27 protein-coding genes are annotated in these 22558 nt (G+C 58.1%); 17 read left to right on the forward strand and 10 right to left on the reverse strand.

Annotated features, from left to right (window positions below; translation table 11 throughout):
• Nucleotides 1-142: 142 nt before the first annotated feature.
• Entirely contained in the window at nt 143-1426 is a 1284-nt protein-coding gene (locus tag RPE78_RS12440) for an AAA family ATPase (protein WP_406720731.1), read from the forward strand.
• Nucleotides 1426-2139 carry a hypothetical protein gene (locus RPE78_RS12445; RefSeq protein WP_406720732.1) on the forward strand — a complete coding sequence of 238 codons (714 nt, stop codon included), beginning with the start codon at nt 1426-1428 and terminating at the stop codon, nt 2137-2139. Before RPE78_RS12440 ends, RPE78_RS12445 begins: the two co-directional genes overlap by 1 nt.
• Nucleotides 2140-2529: 390 nt before the next feature.
• On the opposite strand, the gene RPE78_RS12450 is transcribed toward RPE78_RS12445, so the two are convergent.
• Together RPE78_RS12450 and RPE78_RS12455 are read right to left on the reverse strand one after the other, a co-directional pair.
• Nucleotides 2530-3810 (reverse strand): Y-family DNA polymerase, encoded by a 1281-nt coding sequence (locus RPE78_RS12450; protein WP_406720733.1) that lies wholly within the window; start codon nt 3808-3810, stop codon nt 2530-2532.
• A 3-nt stretch (nt 3811-3813) separates the two neighbouring features.
• Nucleotides 3814-4254, reverse strand: a complete 441-nt coding sequence (locus RPE78_RS12455; protein ID WP_406720734.1) for a LexA family protein — start codon at nt 4252-4254, stop codon at nt 3814-3816.
• 174 nt (nt 4255-4428) lie between these two features.
• Between RPE78_RS12455 and RPE78_RS12460 the strand changes: the two genes are divergently transcribed.
• A complete protein-coding gene (locus RPE78_RS12460) occupies nt 4429-4662 on the forward strand; it encodes a hypothetical protein (protein WP_406720735.1) in 234 nt (77 codons plus the stop codon).
• 175 nt (nt 4663-4837) lie between these two features.
• On the opposite strand, the gene RPE78_RS12465 is transcribed toward RPE78_RS12460, so the two are convergent.
• On the reverse strand, nt 4838-5893 hold the full coding sequence (locus RPE78_RS12465) for a tyrosine-type recombinase/integrase (RefSeq protein WP_406720736.1): 1056 nt from the start codon (nt 5891-5893) through the stop codon (nt 4838-4840).
• Between the two features lie 111 nt (nt 5894-6004).
• Between RPE78_RS12465 and dusA the strand changes: the two genes are divergently transcribed.
• The gene (gene dusA / locus RPE78_RS12470; RefSeq protein ID WP_406720737.1) at nt 6005-7045 is read left to right on the forward strand and encodes a tRNA dihydrouridine(20/20a) synthase DusA; all 1041 of its coding nucleotides are present in this window, start codon (nt 6005-6007) and stop codon (nt 7043-7045) included.
• A 37-nt stretch (nt 7046-7082) separates the two neighbouring features.
• A complete protein-coding gene (locus tag RPE78_RS12475) occupies nt 7083-7901 on the forward strand; it encodes a sulfite exporter TauE/SafE family protein (protein WP_406720738.1) in 819 nt (272 codons plus the stop codon).
• Between the two features lie 23 nt (nt 7902-7924).
• Here the strand turns inward: RPE78_RS12475 and mazG are convergent, their stop codons facing one another.
• Nucleotides 7925-8770 carry a nucleoside triphosphate pyrophosphohydrolase gene (gene mazG, locus RPE78_RS12480; protein ID WP_339107252.1) on the reverse strand — a complete coding sequence of 282 codons (846 nt, stop codon included), beginning with the start codon at nt 8768-8770 and terminating at the stop codon, nt 7925-7927.
• 349 nt (nt 8771-9119) lie between these two features.
• Here mazG and RPE78_RS12485 point away from each other — a divergent pair, with 349 nt between their 5' ends.
• From RPE78_RS12485 to RPE78_RS12535, 11 genes are all read left to right on the forward strand, one after another.
• Nucleotides 9120-9593: a hypothetical protein gene (locus RPE78_RS12485; RefSeq protein ID WP_406720739.1), complete on the forward strand. Its 474-nt coding sequence runs from the start codon at nt 9120-9122 to the stop codon at nt 9591-9593.
• 532 nt (nt 9594-10125) lie between these two features.
• Nucleotides 10126-10647, forward strand: a complete 522-nt coding sequence (locus RPE78_RS12490) for a hypothetical protein (RefSeq protein WP_339107254.1) — start codon at nt 10126-10128, stop codon at nt 10645-10647.
• A 357-nt stretch (nt 10648-11004) separates the two neighbouring features.
• Entirely contained in the window at nt 11005-11346 is a 342-nt protein-coding gene (gene yajC / locus RPE78_RS12495) for a preprotein translocase subunit YajC (RefSeq protein ID WP_339107255.1), read from the forward strand.
• A gap of 17 nt (nt 11347-11363) precedes the next feature.
• Nucleotides 11364-13028, forward strand: coding sequence for a protein translocase subunit SecD (secD, locus tag RPE78_RS12500; protein WP_339107256.1), 1665 nt, complete (start codon nt 11364-11366; stop codon nt 13026-13028).
• Between the two features lie 13 nt (nt 13029-13041).
• The gene (gene secF, locus RPE78_RS12505) at nt 13042-14022 is read left to right on the forward strand and encodes a protein translocase subunit SecF (RefSeq protein WP_406720740.1); all 981 of its coding nucleotides are present in this window, start codon (nt 13042-13044) and stop codon (nt 14020-14022) included.
• An 18-nt stretch (nt 14023-14040) separates the two neighbouring features.
• On the forward strand, nt 14041-14427 hold the full coding sequence (locus RPE78_RS12510) for an Mth938-like domain-containing protein (protein ID WP_339107258.1): 387 nt from the start codon (nt 14041-14043) through the stop codon (nt 14425-14427).
• A gap of 10 nt (nt 14428-14437) precedes the next feature.
• Nucleotides 14438-15073 (forward strand): heme ABC exporter ATP-binding protein CcmA, encoded by a 636-nt coding sequence (ccmA, locus tag RPE78_RS12515; RefSeq protein ID WP_339107259.1) that lies wholly within the window; start codon nt 14438-14440, stop codon nt 15071-15073.
• Nucleotides 15070-15726, forward strand: a complete 657-nt coding sequence (gene ccmB / locus RPE78_RS12520; protein ID WP_339107260.1) for a heme exporter protein CcmB — start codon at nt 15070-15072, stop codon at nt 15724-15726. Before ccmA ends, ccmB begins: the two co-directional genes overlap by 4 nt.
• Nucleotides 15727-15794: 68 nt before the next feature.
• Entirely contained in the window at nt 15795-16523 is a 729-nt protein-coding gene (locus RPE78_RS12525) for a heme ABC transporter permease (protein ID WP_339107261.1), read from the forward strand.
• A complete protein-coding gene (gene ccmD, locus RPE78_RS12530; RefSeq protein ID WP_339107262.1) occupies nt 16520-16726 on the forward strand; it encodes a heme exporter protein CcmD in 207 nt (68 codons plus the stop codon). The genes RPE78_RS12525 and ccmD overlap by 4 nt, the downstream gene beginning before the upstream one ends.
• Nucleotides 16719-17249 (forward strand): DsbE family thiol:disulfide interchange protein, encoded by a 531-nt coding sequence (locus RPE78_RS12535; protein ID WP_406720741.1) that lies wholly within the window; start codon nt 16719-16721, stop codon nt 17247-17249. The genes ccmD and RPE78_RS12535 overlap by 8 nt, the downstream gene beginning before the upstream one ends.
• A gap of 251 nt (nt 17250-17500) precedes the next feature.
• Here RPE78_RS12535 and RPE78_RS12540 read toward each other — a convergent pair whose 3' ends face one another.
• Complete coding sequence (locus RPE78_RS12540; RefSeq protein ID WP_406720742.1) at nt 17501-17680, reverse strand: hypothetical protein; 180 nt, start codon at nt 17678-17680, stop codon at nt 17501-17503.
• Nucleotides 17677-18225: a hypoxanthine phosphoribosyltransferase gene (gene hpt / locus RPE78_RS12545; protein WP_339109505.1), complete on the reverse strand. Its 549-nt coding sequence runs from the start codon at nt 18223-18225 to the stop codon at nt 17677-17679. Before hpt ends, RPE78_RS12540 begins: the two co-directional genes overlap by 4 nt.
• A gap of 110 nt (nt 18226-18335) precedes the next feature.
• Here hpt and RPE78_RS12550 point away from each other — a divergent pair, with 110 nt between their 5' ends.
• Complete coding sequence (locus RPE78_RS12550; RefSeq protein ID WP_339107264.1) at nt 18336-18791, forward strand: type II toxin-antitoxin system RatA family toxin; 456 nt, start codon at nt 18336-18338, stop codon at nt 18789-18791.
• A gap of 76 nt (nt 18792-18867) precedes the next feature.
• On the opposite strand, the gene RPE78_RS12555 is transcribed toward RPE78_RS12550, so the two are convergent.
• From RPE78_RS12555 to RPE78_RS12570, 4 genes are all read right to left on the reverse strand, one after another.
• Nucleotides 18868-20046, reverse strand: coding sequence for an ammonium transporter (locus RPE78_RS12555; protein WP_339107265.1), 1179 nt, complete (start codon nt 20044-20046; stop codon nt 18868-18870).
• A 179-nt stretch (nt 20047-20225) separates the two neighbouring features.
• Nucleotides 20226-20699 carry a CinA family protein gene (locus RPE78_RS12560; protein WP_406720743.1) on the reverse strand — a complete coding sequence of 158 codons (474 nt, stop codon included), beginning with the start codon at nt 20697-20699 and terminating at the stop codon, nt 20226-20228.
• 14 nt (nt 20700-20713) lie between these two features.
• Complete coding sequence (locus RPE78_RS12565) at nt 20714-21205, reverse strand: phosphatidylglycerophosphatase A (RefSeq protein ID WP_406720744.1); 492 nt, start codon at nt 21203-21205, stop codon at nt 20714-20716.
• 35 nt (nt 21206-21240) lie between these two features.
• Nucleotides 21241-22401, reverse strand: a complete 1161-nt coding sequence (locus RPE78_RS12570) for a bifunctional 2-C-methyl-D-erythritol 4-phosphate cytidylyltransferase/2-C-methyl-D-erythritol 2,4-cyclodiphosphate synthase (RefSeq protein ID WP_406720745.1) — start codon at nt 22399-22401, stop codon at nt 21241-21243.
• Nucleotides 22402-22558 lie beyond the last annotated feature (157 nt).

Here is a 22558-nt window from a genome sequence, read left to right on the forward strand (position 1 = left end):
AGAGGATCGACCGCAGGATGAAAATCATTCGTCTTCAATTGCTTATTAATGCGTCGATCCAAACGCCACATTTGCCATGCGGCTCAAAGGCGTGTAGAACTTTGTTCAACGCCCCCTCATCGGGCCAAATTGAGGCAGACCCGTGATCACAGAAATCGAAATTGAGCGCTTTAAGTCAATCCGCGCGCTAAAGCTTGAGCTTGGTAGGGTCAACATTTTTATTGGTGGCAACGGTAGTGGGAAATCTAACTTCCTTGAGGCAATAGGTATCATCTCGGCAGCTCTAAGTAGAGGTCTCTCAGATAGCGATTTTCGTCGAAAAGGCGTTAGAATCACACCGCCCGCCTTGATGAAGTCGGCCTTTAAGTACCAAGATCTCCCGCGAACATTTACTTTGAAGGCTAAAGCCTCCTGTGATGTGCAGTATTCATGTACTTTGAGTTCATCCGAGACCGACACCGCGCTTTCATTCTCGCACGAAAACTTCCAGCAGTCAGGAGAAAAGCTTTTCGCGAGAAGCCCGAATGGTGCGACCGCAATGGGCAGCCGTTTGAAGCGCGGAATGGACAAGTACAGAGGCATTTGGGACCAAACGAGAAGTATCTTTGATTACCCGGAACAGGCTTCTGAGGAAATTGAGAAAATCTCCAAATACGCCATTTACTCGCCTCAAACAGAATTTTTGAGAGGGCGCAGAGTAGGTTCGGTAGATACTCCTCCGATTGGATTGCATGGTGAGGGCCTGCCAAGTGCGGTAAGGACTTTTCTTCATGATTTTCCTATTTCAAACCGATCAAGAAAAAAAGGTGATAGAAGTGATCCGGAGGTGACCCTTGTCAACCGAGCGGCACATTTGCCGTTTGCTCCTGGCTGGGCCTCCTCGTTCCAAGTCGGTAAGCTTTCCGAATTGACCACTTCCAGCGATATGGAGTTGGCCAATGAAGATATGGTATACTTTGTTGACAGCTTTATGCATGCCAAGCGCAACAAGCTCTCCGTGTACGATAGCAGTGAGGGAACACTATTCCTATTGTTTGCTGCGATGCTCATCGCACACAAACAATCCCCAAAAATTTTCGCGATGGATAATGTCGATAGCGCCCTAAACCCAAGATTGACGCGCCTTCTTCTGGATGAAATAATATATTCTACTGAGGCGAAATCTAAATACTCGCTCAATCGAGGTCCGGAACAGGTTTTCCTAACAAGTCACAATCCGACGTCTTTGGATGCGTTTGACATTTTTGACGACTCGACCCGCATTTTTGTAGTTTCGAGATCCGAAGATGGTGAAACCATGATCGAAAGGCTGCAGCCTCCAAGCGGCATGTCGCCATCTGACTGGCTTGAAGTAAGCCAAGGGCGCCGATTGTCTGAGATGTGGATCGATGGTGAAATCGAGGGCGCATTAGGGAGAGAAATTTGATGCGCTTTGGTCTCGTGTGCGAGGGTGCTACGGATTTCATTACCGTGGCAAGCTTCCTATCAAAAGCGTTGTCCGACATGGGGGTGGCTGCAGATTTTATTGACCTGCAACCGGGGCTTGACAAAACGAGCGAGATAAATTGCGGGTGGTCGAATGCGCTTCTCTGGCTCAAAAACAATAATCTCAAGCAAAGGCAGGTGTCTATTTTGGGTCGGGGGCTTTTTAGTGGCAGGCTCGCCTCCAAAAAGTGCGATGCTATAATAATCTTATTGGATTCTGATTGTGCGGCGGATGAAGGATTTCTGAATTTTTGCAGAAAGCATGCCAGAGAAGTTCCCGAGGGACTTACCTACATCGACACCGTGAAGCGAGCGATTGAGAATTTTAGCGAGCTATCTTTGGAAGGCGCTAAAGCCGAAAATCACGTGATTTGTGCTGCTGCACATAACTCTGAGTCATGGTGCGTGGGTGTCCTGTCCGATGATCCAGAAAATGTCGAGGAAATTCCAATCGAAGAAACCAACGCATTGCTTCTCGCGGCGCTCTCAGCGCTGCCGGATGCAGCTCTCGTCGATGAGAGGCGAAGGTTGAAAGATAGAGCTTTGCGACATGTTTTTTGTCAGACAAACCTTGGAAAGACAGATCGCTTGATAAGCAGGAGCGGTAGTTTCAATCAGCTGCTCGTTGATGCCTGTGAAGTTGCTGTAGGTTAGTGGCGCCGCAACAAATCTGCTCAACACTGATCATAAAGTCTCCTAGATTCAAGTTTTAACCACCGGTAATGTCTTAGCGCGGAGAAGAGCAATCTCGGGATTTTTAGCTTTGGATCGTGGCTTTGATAGAGAAACAGAATTTGCGCATTACTTGATGATTTTCCGTAAAAGTCTCAGGCACCGTGTTCAAGTGCCTCGAATTCAAGATTGATCACGAGGTAGTCTGCACCAGAAGGGAACATCAGTATTTTCTATTCAGGTCGCGCTTGGCTCTGAGGGCTAATATTGGCCGAACGTCTGCTTTCATGATATGGCAGAGTTCGGTTCGCCCGTGCAGAGAATGTCGGCTTGCCGCCCTTATGGCGCAATATTTGCAGGATTTGTACAGGGTCAACGGACGATAGGCAGGTCGGTGATGCGCGTGGTCCATTTGGGGCTGCGATGACTTGCTTGGGCTGTTCCGCTATTGCGGATGCCTTCAGCCGCTAGTACCAGCGTCTTCTTTCCGAAGCGCGCGTTCACGCTATCCAACGCTCGCATCAGCGCGCTGGAGGCGGGGTTGGGCGCGTCAAACAGGGTGCGCGGTTGATCTTCCGCACGAAGCAAGTCTCCTACGATAATTCCGGCTTTGGTGAAGGCATACCCCTTATCCGCGTGATCGCGCGGCCATGCGGCTTTGGCGCAGCGGTTGGCCATCGCGACCAGCTCCAAAGTGCTGTTGGTCATGGGGGCAAGTTCAGCTGTGCGGCTGGTGCTGAATTGCGGCCTGTCCTGGCGGTGCGGGTTGGTGTGAAACATGACCGTTAATTGTCCCGCAACCAAGCCGTGGTAACGCAGTTTTTCACCCACGCGCGTGGCGTGGGCTGCAAGCGCTTCGCAAAGCGTCTCCAGATCGCGCATGGGGGTGCCCGCAGATCTGGTGACGGCCATTCCCTGTCGCTGGGGCTCGACTTCCTCAAAGTCGATACAGGCTTCGCCCTGCAGTTCAAGCACTGTGCGCTCGAGTGTTACAGTGCCGATCTGGCGGGCCAGCCGTGAGGGCATGTCTCGCAGATCGGCGGCGGTGTGGATGCCGATCTGCGCGAGTTTGGCTTGTGTCCTGCGACCGATGCCCCATACATCTTTCACAGCCATTTTGGACAGCATGTGCTCAGCGATGCTTTGATCGCTGATATCCATTACCTTGTCGAAGATCGGATTGCGCTTGGCCAGCTCGTTGGCCACTTTGGCGAGCGTTTTGGTGGGGCCGATGCCGACCCGAACCGGAATACCGATGCGCTGCTGTACAGCAGCGATCAGTGACCTGGCATGCGCTTCAAGGCCACGTATGCCTGAGAAATCAAGGAAGCATTCGTCGATCGAATAGATCTCCACCGCAGGGCTGAAGTCGCGATAGACTTCGACCACCCGCCGCGAGATATCGCCGTAAAGTGTGTAATTCGAGCTGAAGACCCTGATGCCATGCCGTTCAACCTTGTCGCGGATCAGGTGCAGCGGCGCTCCCATTTTGATGCCCAGCGCTTTTGCCTCGTCCGATCGCGCGATTGCGCATCCGTCATTGTTGGACAGCACTATGACCGGCACCCCTGTAAGCGTCGGGTCGAAGATGCGTTCTGCCGAGACATAGAAATTTGCGCTGTCGGAAAGCGCGATGAGATTGGGGCGGCGCATCGCTTAGTCGACAGGTAGCTTGCGCACGACGCCAGCGATGACGCCCCAGATCTGGCTGTTTTCGGTAAGCTCGATATCTTGGTAGGACTGGCGCGCGTTGGCTGTTGTCAGGTATACGGACCCGTCTTTGCGGCGCTGGATGATTTTGGCGACGATTGCATCCTCTACAATCGCCAGCACAACGCGCCCGGGGCGGCACTTCGCTGCGCGATCCACTGCGATGAGGTCACCATCCCGTATTCCCACATCCCACAGACACTCGCCCTCCACGCGCCACCAGAAGGTCGAGGACGGGCGGCGCACGACCCACGCGATTGGATCGATTTCGTCCTCGATGTCATCACCCGCAGGCGAGGGGAAGCCTGCGCTGACCAAAGGTTCGGCGAGGGGGACAGAATGCGGTTGCAGCTGAATAGGTTCATTCGAACAGGGAATGACAGGCATATGGCCCTCCGTTTGTTCTTGTAATGTTCCTGTTAGCCTTGGCGATGGGATTCGGTCAAGTAAGATGGCAGCGCGCTATAGGATGCGGCGTTGTCGCTGGCTATTTTGTGGGCGCGGGGCCCATTCGCTCTAATCTGTATTCGCATAGACCGAATGACGCGATGGGAGAGAGCGATGAGCAAGCGAGATGATTTCCTTTGGATCGTGCAGGCGATCATGATTAAGCATAACGATAATATCGTCGGCTGGTCGGGCGTTGCCGGTGATGCGGTCGCCGCAAGCTACTGCATTCCCGCGAACATGACGGCCCGCGATGCCGCGCTCGGTTTCTGTGGAGCGAAGATCCGGGGATTTGGCGCTACGCAAGAGGTGCCGGAATGGATGGCTGACCTGCAAGACCCGCTATGACGTTTCGCAGACACGATCATATTGTGAAAAGGCGAGCCGGTTGGCTCCCCCGCTTCCAGTCCGGTTGCAGTCCGGAAACATCCGGTCTGACTAAGGCTGACTGGGGTTTAAACCAAGCCTAAAAGGCGAACGAGGCGCAAACAAAGCCACGCGCGCTGCCCTCCGAACGCAGCGCTCAATCCAAGATCCATTTCCATTCGGCCCACCGATCGCCGCTCTGTCGCAGATGTGAGTAGCGCTGTAGGTTCGTCCAGGAGCGGTGTCCCGACACACTTGCTGCTTGAGGGATGCTCTTCCCCATTTCGAATTGACGTGAAACGCCTTCGTGCCGGAGGTCGTGGAATCGCAGATCTTCGATGTGCAGAAACTTGCAGGCTCGGGTAAATGCAGCGCTGACCGTGTCCGATTTGAAGGGGAATATTCTATCATCCACGCGGGGCATTGAGCGTGCAACGACTTCTGCCTCAATCGGCAGATCGCACCAGATATTGTTTCCGACCTTATCGCCTGGGTTCTTCATGTCGCGTACAAGAACGCGCCCGTGCTCCAAATCGTCCCAACGTAGCCGGACGATCTCCTCCTGTCGGCGTGTCGAGAAGAGGGCAAATATCAGGATCTTCGTCATGGGTATCGACTTTGGACGTCTGATCTGCTTGTCCGCGAAGTGCGCCATGATCTTGTCCATTTCATCGACTGTAGGGCGTCGTTCTCGTTTCTTGCTTTTGGATGTCAGTTTCATGCGTTTGCACGCGTCCATAGCATCACGCATAACCTGCTGATCAATATCGACGTTCCAGGCGGGTCTCGCTACCCGGAAAATACCAGATAGGTGCGAGAGGTAGTTGAGGACGGTCTGGGGCTGTTTGTCTTTTCCAAGATCGGCCGCAAGCTCGATGATTTGCGAAGATCGAAGGCCGTTGGCAGGTGCAGTTGCAATCTCATGTGACAGGAGGGACCTGAGAACCTGCGTCTTGGTGCGACCGATCTCGCCCCCATAAAGCGCAGTATATCTTTCGATCAGGTCGCCAACTGTCGTGGCATCTGCTTCCTTAGCAACGGCTTGAGCAAGACCGGCAGGCGTTGCCAGCTCGGCTTCTTTCTTTTTGATCCATGCATTGGCTGCTGCTTTTCGGTCAAACGTCTGAGACTTTCGATAGATAATCTTACCGTCTTTTTTCTTTGTGACCTGCGCTGTATAGCTTACCGAGCCATCGGCGCGGCGGCGTTCCATGATGTTTCCCACGTCGAGTCCAACTGATGCCTATGAAAATCCAACTGTGTTGGATTTCGACAGCAAAAACGGACAAAAATCAACTAAAACCGGACAAGACTAGCAAGGCCGATGATTGAACAGAGTCCAGAAATAAAAGAGAAATCCTTGGTTATAAGGGCTTCACGTCTCTCCATCGCACCGATGATGGATTGGACGGACCGGCATTGTCGTTTCTTTCATCGCCAGATCTCCCGTCACGCCTTGCTCTATACCGAGATGGTGACGGCTCCGGCGATTGTGCATGGGGACCGGCGCAAGCTTCTGGAGTATAACGCCCCCGAGCACCCCGTGGCTTTGCAACTTGGCGGCTCCGATCCGGCGGAATTGCGTGCGGCAAGCGCGATTGCCAATGACTGGGGGTATGACGAGATCAACCTGAATTGCGGCTGTCCGTCTGATCGGGTGCAATCGGGGGCGTTCGGAGCGGTGTTGATGAAAACGCCCGAGCTGGTGGCGGAATGCGTGTCAGAGATGGGCGCGGTCAGCACGGCGGAGGTTACCGTGAAATGCCGGATCGGGGTGGATGATCAGGACCCGCAGGAGGTGCTGCCGCGCTTTCTGGAAACCGTTTCGGCGGCAGGGGTGAACCGCTTTACCATCCATGCGCGCAAGGCTTGGTTGCAGGGGCTTTCGCCTAAAGACAATCGCGAGATCCCGCCGCTGGATTACGAACTCGTGGATCGGATGAAGCTGGAGTTCCCGCATCTGAACCTGTCGCTGAATGGCGGGCTGGCGGATCTGTCTGCTGCCGAGGCCGCTTTATCGCGCGGCTTGGACGGGGCGATGATCGGGCGGGCGGCCTATCATGAACCGATGGCGATCCTTGGAGAGGCCGATCTGCGGATCTGGCAAGAGGGGAGCCCGCGCGATCCCTTTGAAATTGCCGAAAATATGATCGCCTATATCGAGTCACATCTTGCTCAGGGCGGGCGCTTGCACCAGATTACCCGTCACATGCTCGGCCTGTTCCATGCCCGTCCGGGGGCGCGGCGATACCGGCAGATCCTGTCCGAAGGGGCGACGCGCTCCGGGGCTGGGGTTTCGCTGTTCCGTCAGGCGGTTGCCGCCGTATCCGAGGCGATGGCGGCGCAGGCAGAGCAAGATCCATGAGCCCTTGCGGGCTCTCCACATTTTCGGGGATGTCCGTATGACGACTGACGCTGCCACTTTAGGGCCGCTTATTCTTATCCTGATTGCAACCGGTGCCGTTGCGGGTGTCCTGGCAGGGCTTTTGGGCGTTGGGGGCGGCATCGTGCTTGTGCCCGCGTTCCTCTACCTGTTCTCGGCTCTGGGCTATGCGTCCGATGATCTGATGCAGATCTGCGTGGCAACCTCGCTTGCCACGATCATCGTAACCTCCTGCCGCTCGCTGCTGGCGCATAACAAGCGCGGCGCGGTCGACTGGTCGATCCTGCGGTCATGGGCGGTGTTCATTGCCATTGGCGCGCTGGCTGGGGTTTTGGTGGTCCACCATCTCAGCACCACGATATTGCAGGCATTTTTTGCGGTGATGGTGTTTGTGATTGCAATGTATATGCTGTTTGGAAAACCCACTTGGCGGCTGGCCGAAACGATGCCCGGTCTTGCGCGGCGGGCGATCTATGCGCCGCTGACGGGGTTGGTGTCCGTGCTTCTGGGGATCGGGGGAGGGTCCATCGGAACGCCGCTGATGACCCTGCATGGCGTTCCGATCCATCGCGCGGTCGCGACGGCCTCGGGCTTCGGGGTGATTATCGCGGTGCCTTCCGCTATCGGATTCTTGCTGACTTCGGTCAGCAATCCGCCGCCTTACACTGTCGGGGCGGTGAATATTCCGGCCTTCCTGATCGTGATCGCCACCACCACGCTGACCGCACCCATAGGCGCCACGCTGGCGCATAAGCTGGATCCGAAAGTGCTCAAACGCGTTTTTGCGCTCTTTCTGGCGCTGGTCGCGCTGAATATGGCGCGGAAGGTTTTCTTTTAAGGCTCGGACCGATAAGGCAGGGATTATTTGATCCCTGCCGCTTTTGCCGCGTTCCAAAGCGCATCCATTTCCTCCAAATCGCTTTGATCTGGCGTTTTGCCCCGTTTGCGCAGGGCGTCTTCTATATAGGCGAACCGGCGGGTAAACTTGCTATTGGCCGCCCGTAGGCAGGCTTCGGGGTCAAGATCCAGATGCCGCCCCAGATTCACCATGACAAACAGCAGATCGCCATATTCTTCGGCAATCTCGTCTGCGCCCAGCATGGCGCGCGCCTCGACCAGCTCTTCGGATTCCTCCGAGATCTTGGCCAGAACATCCCCGATATCGGTCCAGTCGAACCCGACCCGCGCAGCACGCTTCTGCAGCTTGAGGGCGCGGGTGAGCGCGGGCAGGGCCAGAGCCACATCGTCCAGCACGCCCGTCGGCGTCTCGCGTTTTCCCTTGGTCGCGCGCTCTGCGGCCTTGATCTTTTCCCAGTCCGCGCTCTGCTGTTGCGCCGTTTTGTCACGATTTTCCGTGCCGAAGACATGGGGATGGCGATGCACCATCTTGTTATTGATCGCGCGCAGCACATCCGTCACGTCGAACAGGCCGCGATCCTTGGCGATCTGCGCATGGAACACCACCTGCAACGCGAGATCGCCCAGTTCGGCAGGCAGCTCGTCCCATGCCGCGCGCTCGATCGCATCGGCCACCTCATGCGCCTCTTCCAGAGTATAGGGCGCAATGGTGCCGAAATCCTGTTCGATATCCCACGGGCAGCCCGTATCCGGGTTGCGCAGATTGGACATGATCGCCAGCAGGCGCTGGAACTGGTGGCCGGCCTCGGGCTGGTCGTCGAAGATGATCGGATCATCGGGAGATGTCATGTCTGAACCCTTCCTGCAGTCTGTGCGCCCATATGGGGGTCTTTATCAAACCGCGCCGCCCCAAAGTCCAGAGCGGGTGGCGGAGAAAAGTGATCAAAAGGGGAACAAATTCACCTTGCGTTAAGCGTGCTGCACTAACGTCAACCGTGAAGACCGCGCCAGCCAGGCGGGGCTGCAAGCAGGAGCTTGTGGAATATGTACGGCAAAAATTGCCGTCTCTTCGCTTGGCGCAGTTGTCCGGATGTCCTCGAACGGGGCGTGCTCGGGCCGTGGTGTTTCGGGCTGCCGTATTTCGGGGCTCTATGGCGAAAGCCGGAAACGATTGCGCACCAAGAAGGGATGACGGGTGATGTTTGCAGAAGTGAAGACCGAGACCGGATCGGGCAGTAGCCCCGCAGGACGGCTACCGATGACAGAGCTCGTGGCCCGCCACAGCTATCTTCGCGATCTTAGCGACAAGATGATCGGGGAACAGGATGCGCTGGCGCGCACCGTATCGGCAGGGCAGGGTCGTTTTGCGCCCGATGCGATGCCTGCAGAAATGTCGGCGCTTGCCGATAAGCTTCTTGCCGAGATTGACGAGCTGGAACAGGAGATCCGCATTCTCGGATACCAGATGGAACTGATCGAGGATGTGATCTTCGAGACGCCTCCGCGCGATCCGGCAGAGGCTCTGGCCAAACTGCGCTTTCTCTCGGGGCAGATGCAGGATGGCTATGAATTCTCTCCCGACTATTTCGCGAATGTCATGGAAGAATGTTCCGAGCTTCTGGATCATGGCGCGGTTCAGGGCTGCGAGAGTCTGATGGCGTTCCATCATTAGCGCCATCATTAGTGGCCCCCTCAGCCGCAGGGCCGGGGGCGTATCTGACGAAAGGCGCTTTCGGGCGCCTTTCATCTGCCTGCGGTGTATCGGCCCGTTATCCGCCCTGTCATGCGCTTGGCTGCCGCGATGCAGGGGGTGATTCTGCTCCGATGGGGAATCACCGGCAAATCACGATTGTTGCCAAGATCGAACCACTGTCCAAATCTGCCCTGATCGCCTGTGAAATAGGGCAAAGCCTGCCTGATTGGTAAATAAAGGGTAAAGATTCACGGCGCCCCGACGCACCAGATTTTCTGCCTTATTTTCGCCTTCAAACCTAACCTTACAAGTTTATGAAAAATAACAAAAAATCTTCCATGCCTTCGTGTTAACCAAATTTAACCATCTTCCCGCCTTCGTTAAGGAATTGGTAACCAAGTGGGAAACAATGCCTTGGTTCCTCCCTCATTTGGTCAAGCCTACTCGCAATTATGTGTTCATCGGCAGCAGACAGGGCTGACTGCCCAAGGCGAACAGAAGGACGAACACAATGCAGAACGCAGTTGAATTCCAAACCATCGGTGCTCCCAAAGCAGAGCGTGCAGACAGCAAGACCTTGATCGAACTGATCCGTCGTTATGACTATATCGAAGGGCTGTGCGATCGCGTCCTGACCGAACAGCAGGCCAAGATGTCGCGCTATCACCAGATGATCAGCGAAGAGCGTATCAAGCAGGCTCTGCGTGGCACCACCGACATTCCGGAACGTCCTCCCGTCCATACCCGCGAGACCGCCGAGATCGAAGAACTCGAGACCGAGGTCCGCATCTACCGCTACCAGCTCAACACGCTTGAGAGCGTAATTTACGAAACCGAACCGTCGAACCTGAAAGAAGCTCTTGCCAAGCTGCGCTTCATCGCCCGCCTTGTGGTGGATGGTGTCGAATTCGAAAGCGATTTCTTTGCCTTCATGATCGAGGAATGCACCGATATCGCCGAGATGAGCGCGCAGGATATGGTCGGCGCAGAACGCGCCAAGCTGCAAACGCTGATCGACGCCCAGACCCTGTGATCCCTCCCGCAGGTGGTCAACTCCCCTGTGGCCACCTTCCTGCCACGTGATCTTCCGCAGCCTTGCGGGCGATCGCACGTCTTTCGCCAATGATCCTGTCCGGGTCACCCCGACCGGGGAGCAGCTCCCCCGGTCTCACCCCTCCCGGACAGGATCACGGCCGATGCCCCAGAACGGGGGCAGATCCCCAGAATTTCCTGACATTTTCGTGTGACCGTCGGATGCGTCGTGTATTCCGGCGTTCTGTTCGTTACTAGGGCGGCAGAAACTTGCCATCGTCCCAAGGCCCATATAGGGTGCGCGCCGAATTCAAGGCGTTTTTGCGCTCTCTGGCCCTCAGGAAAGGACCCAAAGTCAATGTTCGTGACCCCCGCATATGCTCAGGCAGCCGGTGCAGCAGCACCCGGTGGTATGGCTGCTCTCGGCCAGTTCTTGCCGCTGATCCTGATCTTCATCATCATGTATTTCCTGCTGATCCGTCCGCAGCAGAAAAAGGCGAAACAGCATCGCCAGATGGTGGAAGCCCTGCGTCGCGGTGACGAGGTTGTCACCCAAGGCGGCATTCTGGGGAAAGTCACCAATGTGCGCGAAGATGGCATGGTCGAAGTGGAAATCGCTCAGGGCGTCAAAGTGCGCGTGGTGAAATCGACCATCGGTCAAGTGGTTTCGAAAACCGAACCTGCTGCTGAATCCAAATAAGAACGAAAGCGTCGGCCATGCTGCATATCCCGCTTTGGAAGCGTATTCTCATTATCGCCCTCTGTGTTATCGGGCTGGCAATGGCCGCGCCAAATATCTTTTACGCCAAGGTCGAGGGGCATAATGATGCCGCCTCGACTTTCGCCAAAACCAAGACCCTGACGACCGAACAGCAAGCTGCGCTGGACGCCTGGCCCGCTTGGCTGCCCAACGGGCTGGTCAATCTCGGGCTCGACCTGCGGGGCGGTGCCCATCTTCTGGCCGAAGTCCAGCTTTCGGATGTCTATGCGGCGCGGATGAAATCGCTCTGGCCGGAAATGCGCAGCGCGCTGGCCAAAGAGCGTTCCACCATCGGTGCGATCCGCCGCGTCTCTTCGCCCGAGGACGAGCTACGGATCCAGATCGGCAATGCCGACCAGATCCAGAAGGCGGTCGAAATTGCCAAAACTCTCGCTTCGCCGATTGTGACGCTGACTGGCGTCGGTCAGGATGATCTGCAGATCACGGGGCAGGGCGATACCATCACCATCAAGCTGTCGGATGCGGAAAAACAGGCCACTGACGACCGTACCATGCAGCAATCGCTTGAAATCGTGCGCCGCCGGATCGATGCCGCAGGCACCCGCGAGCCGACGATTGCCCGTCAGGGCTCGGACCGGATCCTGATCGAGGTTCCCGGCATCGGCTCGGCTCAGGAGCTGAAGGATCTGATCGGCACGACCGCGCAGCTGAACTTCATGCAGGTGAATGGCAGCACGCAGGACGAGAACGCCAATCCCGGCGCGGGCAACGTGCTGGTCCCCGATGCCAACCGCAAGGGCCTTTACTACATTCTGGGGGATGTGCCGGTTGTGTCGGGGGATGCCCTGACCGATGCGAAAGCCGCCACCGACCAGAACGGCTATCCGGCAGTCAGCTTCCGTTTCAATACTACCGGCGCGCGCCAGTTCGGGGATTTCACCGCCTCGCATATCGGCGAACCCTTCGCCATCGTGCTGGATAACGAGGTGATCTCGGCCCCCACCATCCAGAGCCATATCGCGGGCGGTTCGGGCATTATCACCGGCAATTTCTCCATTCAGGAATCCACCGATCTGGCCCTTCTGCTGCGTTCGGGCGCGCTTCCGGCCAAGCTGGACTTCCTTGAAGAACGCACGATCGGGCCGGAGCTGGGCGCGGATTCCATCCGTGCCGGAGCGATTGCCGCCGTGGTCGGGCTGTTCCTCGTGATTGCCTATATGATTGCCAGCTACGGGCTGTTCGGGACGTTCGCAGCGATTGCGCTGCTGATCAATATCGGCCTGCTCTTCGGGATCATGTCGATGATCGGCGGCACGCTGACATTGCCGGGGATTGCGGGGATCGTGCTGACGATGGGCACCGCCGTGGATGCCAATGTGCTGATCTACGAGCGTATCCGCGAGGAACTCAAGCGCGTCAAAGGCCCTGCGCGGGCGATCGAGATCGGCTATGAAAAGGCGATGTCGGCCATTATCGACGCCAATGTCACCACCTTCCTGACAGCCCTTATCCTGTTTGTGCTGGGGGCAGGGCCGGTGCGCGGCTTTGCCGTGACCCTGATCATCGGGATTGTGACTTCGGTGTTTACCGCAATCTGGGTGACCCGCCTGATGGTGGTGACCTGGTACGACCGCCGTCGTCCGAAAACGCTAGACCTCTGAAGGAGCGAAACACATGGCATTCCGTCTCAAGCTCGTTCCGGACGAGACCAAATTCGACTTTTTCCGTCACCAGTTCCTGACCTTCGGGTTTTCGGTGGTTCTGGTCATTGCCTCGATTATCGCCACCGCGGTGATGGGGCTGAATTTCGGCATCGACTTCCGCGGCGGGACCACCATCCGCGCGGAAAGCAGCCAGTCGATCGATGTGGGGGCCTGGCGCTCGGCGCTCCAGCCGCTTGATCTGGGCGATGTGGTGATTACCGAGGTGTTCGACCCCTCCTTCGGCCCCGACCAGAATGTGGCCGAGGTGCGCATTCAGGCGCAAAATGACGAAGGGTCGATCACGCCGCAGACCGTCGATGCAATCAATGCCGCGCTGAAAGAGGTAACGCCGGATGTCAAATTCACGGCTACGGAATCCGTCGGTCCGAAGGTTTCGGGCGAGCTGATCAAAACGGCGATCCTGTCGGTTCTGGCGGCAACCGCCGCGATCCTCGTCTATATCTGGCTGCGCTTCGAATGGCAGTTTGCCGTGGGCGCTGTGGCCGCGCTGGTGCATGATCTTGTGATCACCGTCGGCATTTTCGCCGTGGCGCAGATCAAGTTTGATCTGACGATCATCGCAGCGCTGCTGACCATTCTGGGCTATTCGATCAACGACACCGTGGTGGTGTTTGACCGGTTGCGTGAAAATCTGGTCAAATACAAAACCATGCCGCTGCGCGAGGTAATGAATATCTCGGTCAACGAGACCCTGTCGCGGACGGTGATGACCTCTGGCACCACGCTGATTGCGCTGATCTCGCTTCTGGTGCTTGGGGGCGACGTGATCCGTGGTTTCGTGTTCGCGATGACCTTCGGTGTGGTGGTCGGGACCTATTCCTCGGTCTTTGTTGCGAAAAACATCGTTCTGATGATCGGTCTCAACCGTTCTGAAAAGAAAGACCCCGCCGAGAAGTTCTTTGACAAGAACACCGGTAGCGAAGCCAAATAACGACCCAAGGGGACCGCGATGCAGATGACCGAAGCCAGTTTTTCCGGACAGACGCCCATTGACGGCTATGGGCCGGGGTTTTTCCGGATTGCTGGTGCGGTGCGTCGCGGTGCGCAACTGGTATATGGGGCAGGGGCTGTCGATTGGGGCGGCTTCGAGGATCTCGCCGCGATCCGTGCGCTGGTCGGGCGCATTGATGTGCTGTTTGTCGGCATGGGGGCAGATATCGCCTTTCCGCCTGCCGATTTCATCGCGGCGGTCGAGGAAATGGGCCTGATGCCCGAACCGATGTCCAGCCCCTCTGCCGCGCGCAGCTACAATGTCCTGCTGACCGAAGGCCGCCGTGTGGCCGTGGCGCTGCTGCCGATGCCGGGCGACCTGCCGCCCGAGCTGGCGCGTGACTGAGGGCAGCCCGATGCCCCTTCTGACGATCACCGATCTCAGTGTCGCGCGTGCGGGGCTTCCGATCCTCTCCGCGCTTTCCTTCTGCGTGGATCATGGCGAGGCACTTGTGCTGCGCGGGCCGAATGGCATTGGCAAGACCACCCTTTTGCGCACCATTGCCGGCCTGCAACCAGCCTTGGCCGGAGAGATGTCCCTGGCCGCCGAATCTATGGCCTATGCCGGCCATTCGGACGGGTTGAAGGCCACGCTGAGCGTTGTCGAAAATCTCAGATTCTGGGCCGATATCTATGCGACAAAGGATATCGCGCCTGCCCTTGCGCAGATGAATCTCGACGCTTTGGCGGATCGCGCGGCGCATAGTCTTTCGGCCGGACAGAAACGGCGCTTGGGGTTGGCGCGTCTGCTGGTGACGGGGCGACCGATCTGGGTTCTGGACGAACCGACCGTGTCGCTGGATCAGGCGTCGGTGCAGCTGTTTGCCGAGGCCATCCGCAGCCACCTTGCGCAAGGCGGGGCGGCCCTGATGGCGACCCATATCGACCTCGGTCTCCCCGAGGCACGCGTGCTGGACCTTGGCCCCTATCGCGCCGATCCGCTGGCCCCCACAGGCGGCTCCGCCGGTGCTTTCGACGAGGCCTTCCTATGAGAGCCCTCTTGCTGCGCGATCTCAAACTGGCGGTCAGGGCTGGTGGTGGCTTCGGTCTTGGGCTGGCCTTCTTTCTGATCGTGGTAACACTTGTGCCCTTCGGTGTTGGCCCGCAGGCAGAGATTCTGGCCCGTATCGCGCCGGGAATCCTGCTGGTGGGGGCGCTGCTGGCCTGCCTGCTGTCGCTGGACCGGATCTTTGCGCTCGATTACGAAGACGGCTCGCTCGACCTTCTGGCAACGGCCCCCGTTCCGATGGAGGCGGTGGTCTCGATGAAGGCGCTGGCGCATTGGCTGGTGACGGGCCTGCCGCTGACGCTCGCCTCGCCGCTTTTCGGCCTGCTGCTGCATCTGGACCCCAAGGGCTATATCTGGCTGGTAAGCGCGCTTTTGCTGGCAACGCCCGCGCTTTCGGTGCTGGGGACATTCGGCGCGGCCCTTACGGTGGGCATCAAACGTGGCGGGTTGCTGCTTTCGTTGCTGGTGCTGCCGCTCTATGTGCCCACGCTGATTTTTGCCGCCGAGCTGGTGCGCCGCGGGGCGGAGGGTGCAAATGTCGAGGCGCCCGCTCTGGTGCTGGCAGGGATCACCCTTGCCTGTGCCGCTTTGGTCCCATTTGCATCCGCAGCCGCAATCCGGATAAATCTGAGATAGATCAGAGACTCTCACGCCCGTGGCGGGCATGGGTCATCTGCGACGTTCGTTGAAAGGTGCCGCCACTGATGTCCATTTGGGAATACGCCAATCCGGTCAAGTTCATGCGAACGACCGATAAGCTGCTGCCATTCGTGGTGGTCCTGACTGTCCTTACCCTCGTGCCGGGGCTGGTCTGGGGGTTCTTCTTCACGCCTGCCGCCGATAATTTCGGCTCCAGCGTCAAGGTCATCTATGTGCATGTGCCCGCAGCGATGATGGCGATCAATATCTGGATCATGATGCTGGTCACCTCGCTGATCTGGATTATCCGCCGCCACCATGTCTCCGCGCTTGCGGCCAAGGCCGCTGCCCCCGTTGGCATGGTTATGACGGTCATCGCCCTGATCACCGGTGCGGTCTGGGGCGAGCCTATGTGGGGGACGTGGTGGGCATGGGATCCGCGTCTGACCTCGTTCCTGATCCTGTTCCTTTTCTATCTCGGCTATATGGCGCTTTGGGCCGCTATCGATAATCCCGATACCGCCGCCGATCTGACGGGCGTGCTGTGTCTTGTGGGGTCCGTGTTTGCGCTGCTGTCGCGCTATGCGGTGAATTTCTGGAATCAGGGGCTGCATCAGGGGGCGACGCTGTCGATGGACCGCGAACAGCATATCGCCAATGTCTACTGGTTCCCGCTTCTGCTGTGTCTGGTGGGGTTCGGCCTTTTTTTCGTGACGCTGGTTCTGCTGCGGACCCGCACCGAGATCCGGCGTCGTCGCTTGCATGCGCTTGAACAACGGGAGCGGATGGCATGATGATCGATCTGGGGAAATACGAATATACGGTGCTGATCAGCTGGGGGGCCTGTCTGTTTCTGCTGCTGGTGCTTGTGGCTGTCACGCTTTGGCAGGGGCGCCGCGTGAAGGCGGCCCTGGCGCGGCAGGAGGCCCGTATGCATGACATCCGTCGGCAAAACACGCCGATGCAGGACAGCCGTGAGGAGAGCCACAATGGTTAAGCCTCTGATGCTGGCACCGCCGCTGGTTTTCGCGGGATTGGCGATCCTGTTCGTCTGGGGGATGTGGCGGCAGGATCCAAGCCAGTTGCCCACGGCCTTTGCCGGAAAGGACGCGCCCGCCGTGGCCCTGTCGCCGCTGGGCAGCCTGCCGGAGTTCAACGATAGCGATCTGCGCGACGGTCAGGTGAAGCTGGTGAATTTCTGGGCGTCATGGTGCGCGCCCTGTCGGGTCGAGCATCCAAATCTTGAGGCGCTCTCTGGGCAAGGGGTGGAAATTCTTGGTGTAAACTATAAAGATACCCCTGATAAGGCGCTGAAATTCCTCAATAGTCTTGGGAATCCCTTTGCGCGGGCTGGTCAGGATCCGCAAGGTCAGATGGCGTTAAACTGGGGCGTTTACGGGGTGCCGGAAACTTTCGTCGTGGATGGGCAGGGCAAGGTTTTGATGCGGTATGCAGGGCCTCTGACCGAGGATGTGATTGCCCAGAAAATCCGGCCTCTGCTGCCGAAAGCGTCGCAATAGAGCCTGTCGATCATCGGATGCCACGCGATGGACGGCTGGCCTGATCATGAACATGCTGCCGGAGGACGAAGGCCCTTTGCGGGCCTTGGCATGATGTTTACGCCCGCCAGTTTGAGAGCCTGCGACACTGGGGAGCCCTGTCCGACATGTGGTTCATGGCCGGTTGTGCTCCGTTCTCTCAGATGCGCCCATGATGACGTGTTTTTTTGAGTTCAAACCGCTTTAAAAATCATCCAAAGCGGTTTGGTTGTTCAATAAATCCTCTGCCGGTTCTGTGGCGTGCTCTTGGCCCAATCCGGCCATAGTCCCAGCCAATCCAGCCCCAGAACAAGGAGGACGCAGGCCGCAACCACCAGCATGATCCGCACCTGTCGTTTTGAGGGCGGATGACGTACCCATTTCGCCATCCGCAGGAGCCAGATCAGGTTCACTTTTTGTCATCCAGAAATTTGACTGTGCCGATATAAGGCAGGTTGCGATGACTCTGTGCAAAATCAAGCCCGTAGCCGATGACAAACTCGTCGGGAATCGAAAAGCCGCACCAGTCGGCTTTAACGTCGACTTCCCGTCGCGAAGGTTTATCAAGCATGGCGCAGCAGGCGATTTTGCGCGGACCACGCGCCCGAAGCATCTCCATGATCTTCGAGATCGTGTGGCCGGTGTCGACAATATCTTCGACCACAAGTACATCCCGCCCGCCAATATTTCCGCGCAAGTCCTTGAGAATGCGGACTTCCCGCGAAGATGTCGTTTCGTTGCCATAGCTTGATGCCTCAAGGAAATCGACCTCGCAGGGCAGATGGATCTCGCGGATCAGATCGGCGATGAACACGAATGACCCGCGCAGCAGGCCGATGACCACCAGCTTGTCGGTTCCGGCGAAATGTTCGGTGATTTCGGCGGCCAATGTCTCGACACGCGCGGCGATTTGCTTGGCAGAAATGAACGTTTCGATTTCATAGGGACGGTCGGTCATCGGCTTTGGCTCCTTGGGAGAGCCGCTTTGCGTGATCGGCTCTTGAATCTCGTTCCGTTTATCGCAAGTAAAGGGGCGGCGAAACAAGGGTAATGGGAAGAAGGCCGGGTATGCCAAAACAGTCTGACAGTCGCGTGCTACCGTATAGCGCACGCCAAATGTATGATCTGGTGGCAGATGTGCAGAATTATCCGAAATTCCTGCCGTGGAATTCTGCGGCGCGTATCCGTTCGACCGAGCTTCAGGCCGATGGCTCTACGGTCATGCTCGCGGATCTGGTGATTTCGTTTAAAGTTTTCCGCGAACGCTTTGGATCGCGTGTGACGCTTTGGCCCGACCGCTACCATATCGATACCGAATATCTTGACGGGCCGTTCAAATATCTCAAAAGCACATGGGATTTCGAAGACCTTCCCGAGGGCGGCTGCAAGGTTCAGTTCTTTGTGGATTTTGAATTTAAAAACATGATCTTGCAAGGCGTTATTGGCACGGTTTTCAACGAGGCCATGCGCCGTATCGTGAAGGCGTTCGAGGATCGCGCTCACGCACTTTACGGCAATGCCTGAGGCGGCCGGAATGCCTGAGGGCCGTCCCTAGATGCTGTCAAAAAAAGCCGCCCCAAGAGGCGGCTTTTTTAATGGCTCAGGACGTATGGTCATAGGCGCGCTCGCCATGCGAGCTGAGATCGAGGCCGTTATTCTCGTCTTCTTTTGAGACCCGCATCGGGAAGACCCGTGCGACGAGTTTCGCGATCAGCCAGCTGACGCCAAGTGTGTAAAGCCCGACCACCACCAGTGCGCCCAGCTGTGCCAGCCACGCACCGTGGCCGAGGGCTGCAATCATGATGGTGCCGAAAATGCCACCGATTCCGTGCACGGCAAAGACATCCAACGAGTCGTCGATGCGGATTTTGTCGCGCAGAAGGATCACGGCTTCCTGACACAGGATCCCCGCGATGACGCCGATGGCCAAGGCTTCGAGCGGGCCGACAAAGCCTGCCGCTGGAGTGATCGAGGCCAGCCCTGCAATGGTGCCGGTGACAAGGCCGATCAGGCTGGATTTGCCGAATTTGATGCGTTCCCACAAGGCCCAAGACAGCGAGGCCGCCGAGGCCGAGATATGCGTGACGGTGATTGCCATTGCCGCCCCGCCATCGGCGGCCAGTTGCGATCCGCCGTTGAAGCCGAACCAGCCGACCCAGAGCATCCCCGCACCGATGGCCACCAGCACGGGGCTATGCGGCGGCGTGTGGCGTTTGGCGCGCGGCCCGACCATGACTGCCAGAAGCAGCGCGGCAAGAGCTGCGGTCTCATGCACCACGATTCCGCCGGCGAAATCTTTGGTGCCGGTCGCGCCGAAAATCCCGCCATCGGCCATCATGCCGCCGCCCCAGATCCAGTGGGTGACGGGCGCATAGACCGCCAGCATCCACAGGGCACAGAAGGCCAGCACGAAGGAGAAATTGATCCGCTCGACGAAGGCCCCGATAATGAGGGCGGGCGTGATGATGGCGAAGGTCATCTGGAACGCGAAGAAGGCGATTTCGGGAATCGTGCCCCAAAGCGTTTCGGGTGTAAGCCCGATCAGCGCGATTTTCCCGAAGCCGCCCCAGAAGCCGTTCGCATGACCAAAGGCGAGCGAGTAGCCGAAGACAAGCCACAAAACGCTCATCAGGGCGGCGACGGCAAAACATTGCATGAAGACCGACAGGACGTTGCGCGCCCGCACCAGCCCGCCATAGAACAGGGCCAGCCCCGGCAAGGTCATGAATAGAACAAGGGCCGTGGCAACCATAACCCATGCGGTATCTGCTCCGCTCATCCGACGTCCTCCGTAAAAAGATAGCGCGCAGGCGGCATATCTCTTCTTGAGGGCCTTGAAAGAGGCAAATCGGACCTTGAACGGGTTAATATCTGCGCATTTTATGAAATGCTGCAAAAATGGCGTATATTTTGGGGTGTGTGATTAAATACTGGCCGTTATGAGAATTTTTCCGGCGCTTATTTTAGCGCCGACAGGATTAAATCCAGAGCATGTTCGCGGGTATGCAGGCGCACCAGTTCGCGCCCGATGGCGCCGAATTCGCAGGTGCTCGTGACGGGGGGCGCCCAGTCACAGGCCAGTCCGAAACAGACGCGCCCTTCGGGTTTATGCTCCGATCCGCCGGGGCCTGCGATGCCGGTGACCGAAACGGCAAGCGTGGCACGGCTGTTGCGCAGGGCGCCGGTGGCCATTGCGCGGGCGACCTCTTCCGAGACCGCGCCGTAGCGGGCGATCATCTCGGCAGGCACGCCCAGCATTTCGGTTTTGGCGGCGTTGGAATAGGTGACGAAACCACGCTCGAAGACGGCGGAGGACCCCGCCAGATCGGTGAGGGCGGCTGCAATCAGCCCCGCCGTGCAGCTTTCCGCGGTGGCAATCATGATCGCGCGGGCTTTGGCTTCGGCAATGACGCGGGGGGCGAGGTCGGACATGACGGGACTCCGGATCAGGACATCAGGATCAGCGGGATATGGTAGAGCGCGGCCAGCACGATGGTGCCGATGCCCGCGAAGATCCCCGCGAAGAGGTCGTCCAGCATCACGCCTTGCGGGGTGTGCAGCCGGTCAGCCCAGCCGACAATCGAGGGTTTCCATATGTCGAACAGACGGAACAGCAGGAAGGCCGCAACGGGGCCGGGCCAGACCATCGACATATCGCGCATGTAAAAGCCCACAGCAGGAAACAGCATGGCGAGCCAGAGCCCCGCGACCTCGTCGATCACGATCTCGGAGGGATCATCGCCGGGGCGGTCTTTCAGTTCGGCAGGCACCGTGATGAAGCCCACAACGGTTGCAATGACGAAGGCCAGAACCAGCGGCCAGAAGCCCAGCCAGTGCTCGATCGACCATCCCACGGCCAGCGCCGCCAGCGACCCCCAGGTGCCGGAGGCCGGTTTCAGCTTGCCCGACCAGAAGAAGGTATTGATGAAATTCAGCATGGGCGTCTCCTCAAGGCGCAGATAGGGCGGTCGGGTCAGTCGGCAATCAGGGTGACGGTGGCGATGGCGGCGATGCCTTCTTCGCGGCCCGTAAAGCCCAGCTTCTCCGAAGTGGTGGCCTTGACCGAGACACGGCTTGCCTCGCAGCCCATGATGCGGGCCAGTTCGGCCATCATCGCGGGCGCGTGGGGGCCGATCTTGGGGCGCTCGCAGATGAGTGTGACATCGGCATTGCCGATCCGGTAGCCCATCTCGCCCGCGAGCTTGGCGGCATGATCAAGGAAAATCCAGCTGGCCGCGCCTTTCCATTGCGGGTCCGATGGCGGGAAATGGCGGCCGATATCGCCCTGCGCCAACGCGCCATAGATCGCGTCGGTCAGCGCATGCATGCCGACATCGGCATCCGAATGGCCTAAAAGCGCTTTGGAGTGCGGAATCTCCACCCCGCAGAGAATGACGTGATCGCCCTCGGTGAACGCATGCACGTCATATCCGTTGCCCAGTCTTACATCCATTCTGGCGTCCTTTCTTGCCCGCAGGATCGCCTCGGCGCGGGCGAAATCTGCGGGATAGGTGATCTTGAGATTGTCTTCATGCCCAAGAGTGATCGCAACGTCCATCCCTGCGCTACGCGCAATTTCGACATCATCGGGGGCAGGGCCCTGATGGCACCGATGGGCTGCCAGAATGGCATCGTAGTGGAAACCCTGCGGGGTTTGCGCGCGATAGAGGCCGCTACGGTCGCGGGTGCCCGCCACGCGGGCCCTGTCTCCCAGCCAGAGCGCATCCGAAACGGGCAGGGCCGGTGCGGCGGCGGGCAGGGTCTGGAGCGCGTCCAGCACGCCTGTCAGAACAGTTTCGGGCAGGAAGGGGCGCGCGCCGTCATGGATCAGCACCTTGTCGATATTCTGGTGCTCCAAGGCTTCCAAAGCGTTTCGAACCGAGGCGTCACGGCTTTCGCCCCCCGCAATCAGCGTGACGGTGCCGCCGGTCAGTTCCAGTCCGCGCGCCATATCATCGGGATGCAGCACCAGAAGCAGCCGCGCATCCCTGCCCGCGCTGCGCAGAGCCGTCTGGCAACTGTCGATCGTATGGGCCAGCACCGGTTTTCCGGCCAGCATCTGCCATTGTTTGGGCTGCGTCCCTCCGGCGCGGGTGCCACGCCCTGCGGCAACGATGATCAATGCAATCGACATCCGAACCTCTTGCCTGTCGAAATCTGTGCCAAGGACTTAGGCGAAGCGCAAGTTCTGTGCAATCAGAACAGGCTTTTATTGAAATGCGACCAATTTCCGCGTTATGATGCCTAAATAATGTGCGGATGCATATTTTTCCTGCCTTTCTGCCCATAGA

This window comes from Thioclava litoralis (assembly GCF_045278885.1).
Taxonomy (GTDB): domain Bacteria; phylum Pseudomonadota; class Alphaproteobacteria; order Rhodobacterales; family Rhodobacteraceae; genus Thioclava; species Thioclava litoralis.

Bases quoted from the DNA above. Each gene is read 5' to 3' on its own strand.
- RPE78_RS12445 (WP_406720732.1), top strand. From the start codon at position 1,426: ATGCGCTTTGGTCTCGTGTGCGAGGGTGCTACGGATTTCATTACCGTG.
- RPE78_RS12450 (WP_406720733.1), bottom strand. From the start codon at position 3,810: ATGCGCCGCCCCAATCTCATCGCGCTTTCCGACAGCGCAAATTTCTAT.
- RPE78_RS12455 (WP_406720734.1), bottom strand. From the start codon at position 4,254: ATGCCTGTCATTCCCTGTTCGAATGAACCTATTCAGCTGCAACCGCAT.
- RPE78_RS12460 (WP_406720735.1), top strand. From the start codon at position 4,429: ATGAGCAAGCGAGATGATTTCCTTTGGATCGTGCAGGCGATCATGATT.
- RPE78_RS12465 (WP_406720736.1), bottom strand. From the start codon at position 5,893: ATGGAACGCCGCCGCGCCGATGGCTCGGTAAGCTATACAGCGCAGGTC.
- dusA (WP_406720737.1), top strand. From the start codon at position 6,005: ATGATTGAACAGAGTCCAGAAATAAAAGAGAAATCCTTGGTTATAAGG.
- RPE78_RS12475 (WP_406720738.1), top strand. From the start codon at position 7,083: ATGACGACTGACGCTGCCACTTTAGGGCCGCTTATTCTTATCCTGATT.
- mazG (WP_339107252.1), bottom strand. From the start codon at position 8,770: ATGACATCTCCCGATGATCCGATCATCTTCGACGACCAGCCCGAGGCC.
- RPE78_RS12485 (WP_406720739.1), top strand. From the start codon at position 9,120: ATGTTTGCAGAAGTGAAGACCGAGACCGGATCGGGCAGTAGCCCCGCA.
- RPE78_RS12490 (WP_339107254.1), top strand. From the start codon at position 10,126: ATGCAGAACGCAGTTGAATTCCAAACCATCGGTGCTCCCAAAGCAGAG.
- yajC (WP_339107255.1), top strand. From the start codon at position 11,005: ATGTTCGTGACCCCCGCATATGCTCAGGCAGCCGGTGCAGCAGCACCC.
- secD (WP_339107256.1), top strand. From the start codon at position 11,364: ATGCTGCATATCCCGCTTTGGAAGCGTATTCTCATTATCGCCCTCTGT.
- secF (WP_406720740.1), top strand. From the start codon at position 13,042: ATGGCATTCCGTCTCAAGCTCGTTCCGGACGAGACCAAATTCGACTTT.
- RPE78_RS12510 (WP_339107258.1), top strand. From the start codon at position 14,041: ATGCAGATGACCGAAGCCAGTTTTTCCGGACAGACGCCCATTGACGGC.
- ccmA (WP_339107259.1), top strand. From the start codon at position 14,438: ATGCCCCTTCTGACGATCACCGATCTCAGTGTCGCGCGTGCGGGGCTT.
- ccmB (WP_339107260.1), top strand. From the start codon at position 15,070: ATGAGAGCCCTCTTGCTGCGCGATCTCAAACTGGCGGTCAGGGCTGGT.
- RPE78_RS12525 (WP_339107261.1), top strand. From the start codon at position 15,795: ATGTCCATTTGGGAATACGCCAATCCGGTCAAGTTCATGCGAACGACC.
- ccmD (WP_339107262.1), top strand. From the start codon at position 16,520: ATGATGATCGATCTGGGGAAATACGAATATACGGTGCTGATCAGCTGG.
- RPE78_RS12535 (WP_406720741.1), top strand. From the start codon at position 16,719: ATGGTTAAGCCTCTGATGCTGGCACCGCCGCTGGTTTTCGCGGGATTG.
- hpt (WP_339109505.1), bottom strand. From the start codon at position 18,225: ATGACCGACCGTCCCTATGAAATCGAAACGTTCATTTCTGCCAAGCAA.
- RPE78_RS12550 (WP_339107264.1), top strand. From the start codon at position 18,336: ATGCCAAAACAGTCTGACAGTCGCGTGCTACCGTATAGCGCACGCCAA.
- RPE78_RS12555 (WP_339107265.1), bottom strand. From the start codon at position 20,046: ATGAGCGGAGCAGATACCGCATGGGTTATGGTTGCCACGGCCCTTGTT.
- RPE78_RS12560 (WP_406720743.1), bottom strand. From the start codon at position 20,699: ATGTCCGACCTCGCCCCCCGCGTCATTGCCGAAGCCAAAGCCCGCGCG.
- RPE78_RS12565 (WP_406720744.1), bottom strand. From the start codon at position 21,205: ATGCTGAATTTCATCAATACCTTCTTCTGGTCGGGCAAGCTGAAACCG.
- RPE78_RS12570 (WP_406720745.1), bottom strand. From the start codon at position 22,401: ATGTCGATTGCATTGATCATCGTTGCCGCAGGGCGTGGCACCCGCGCC.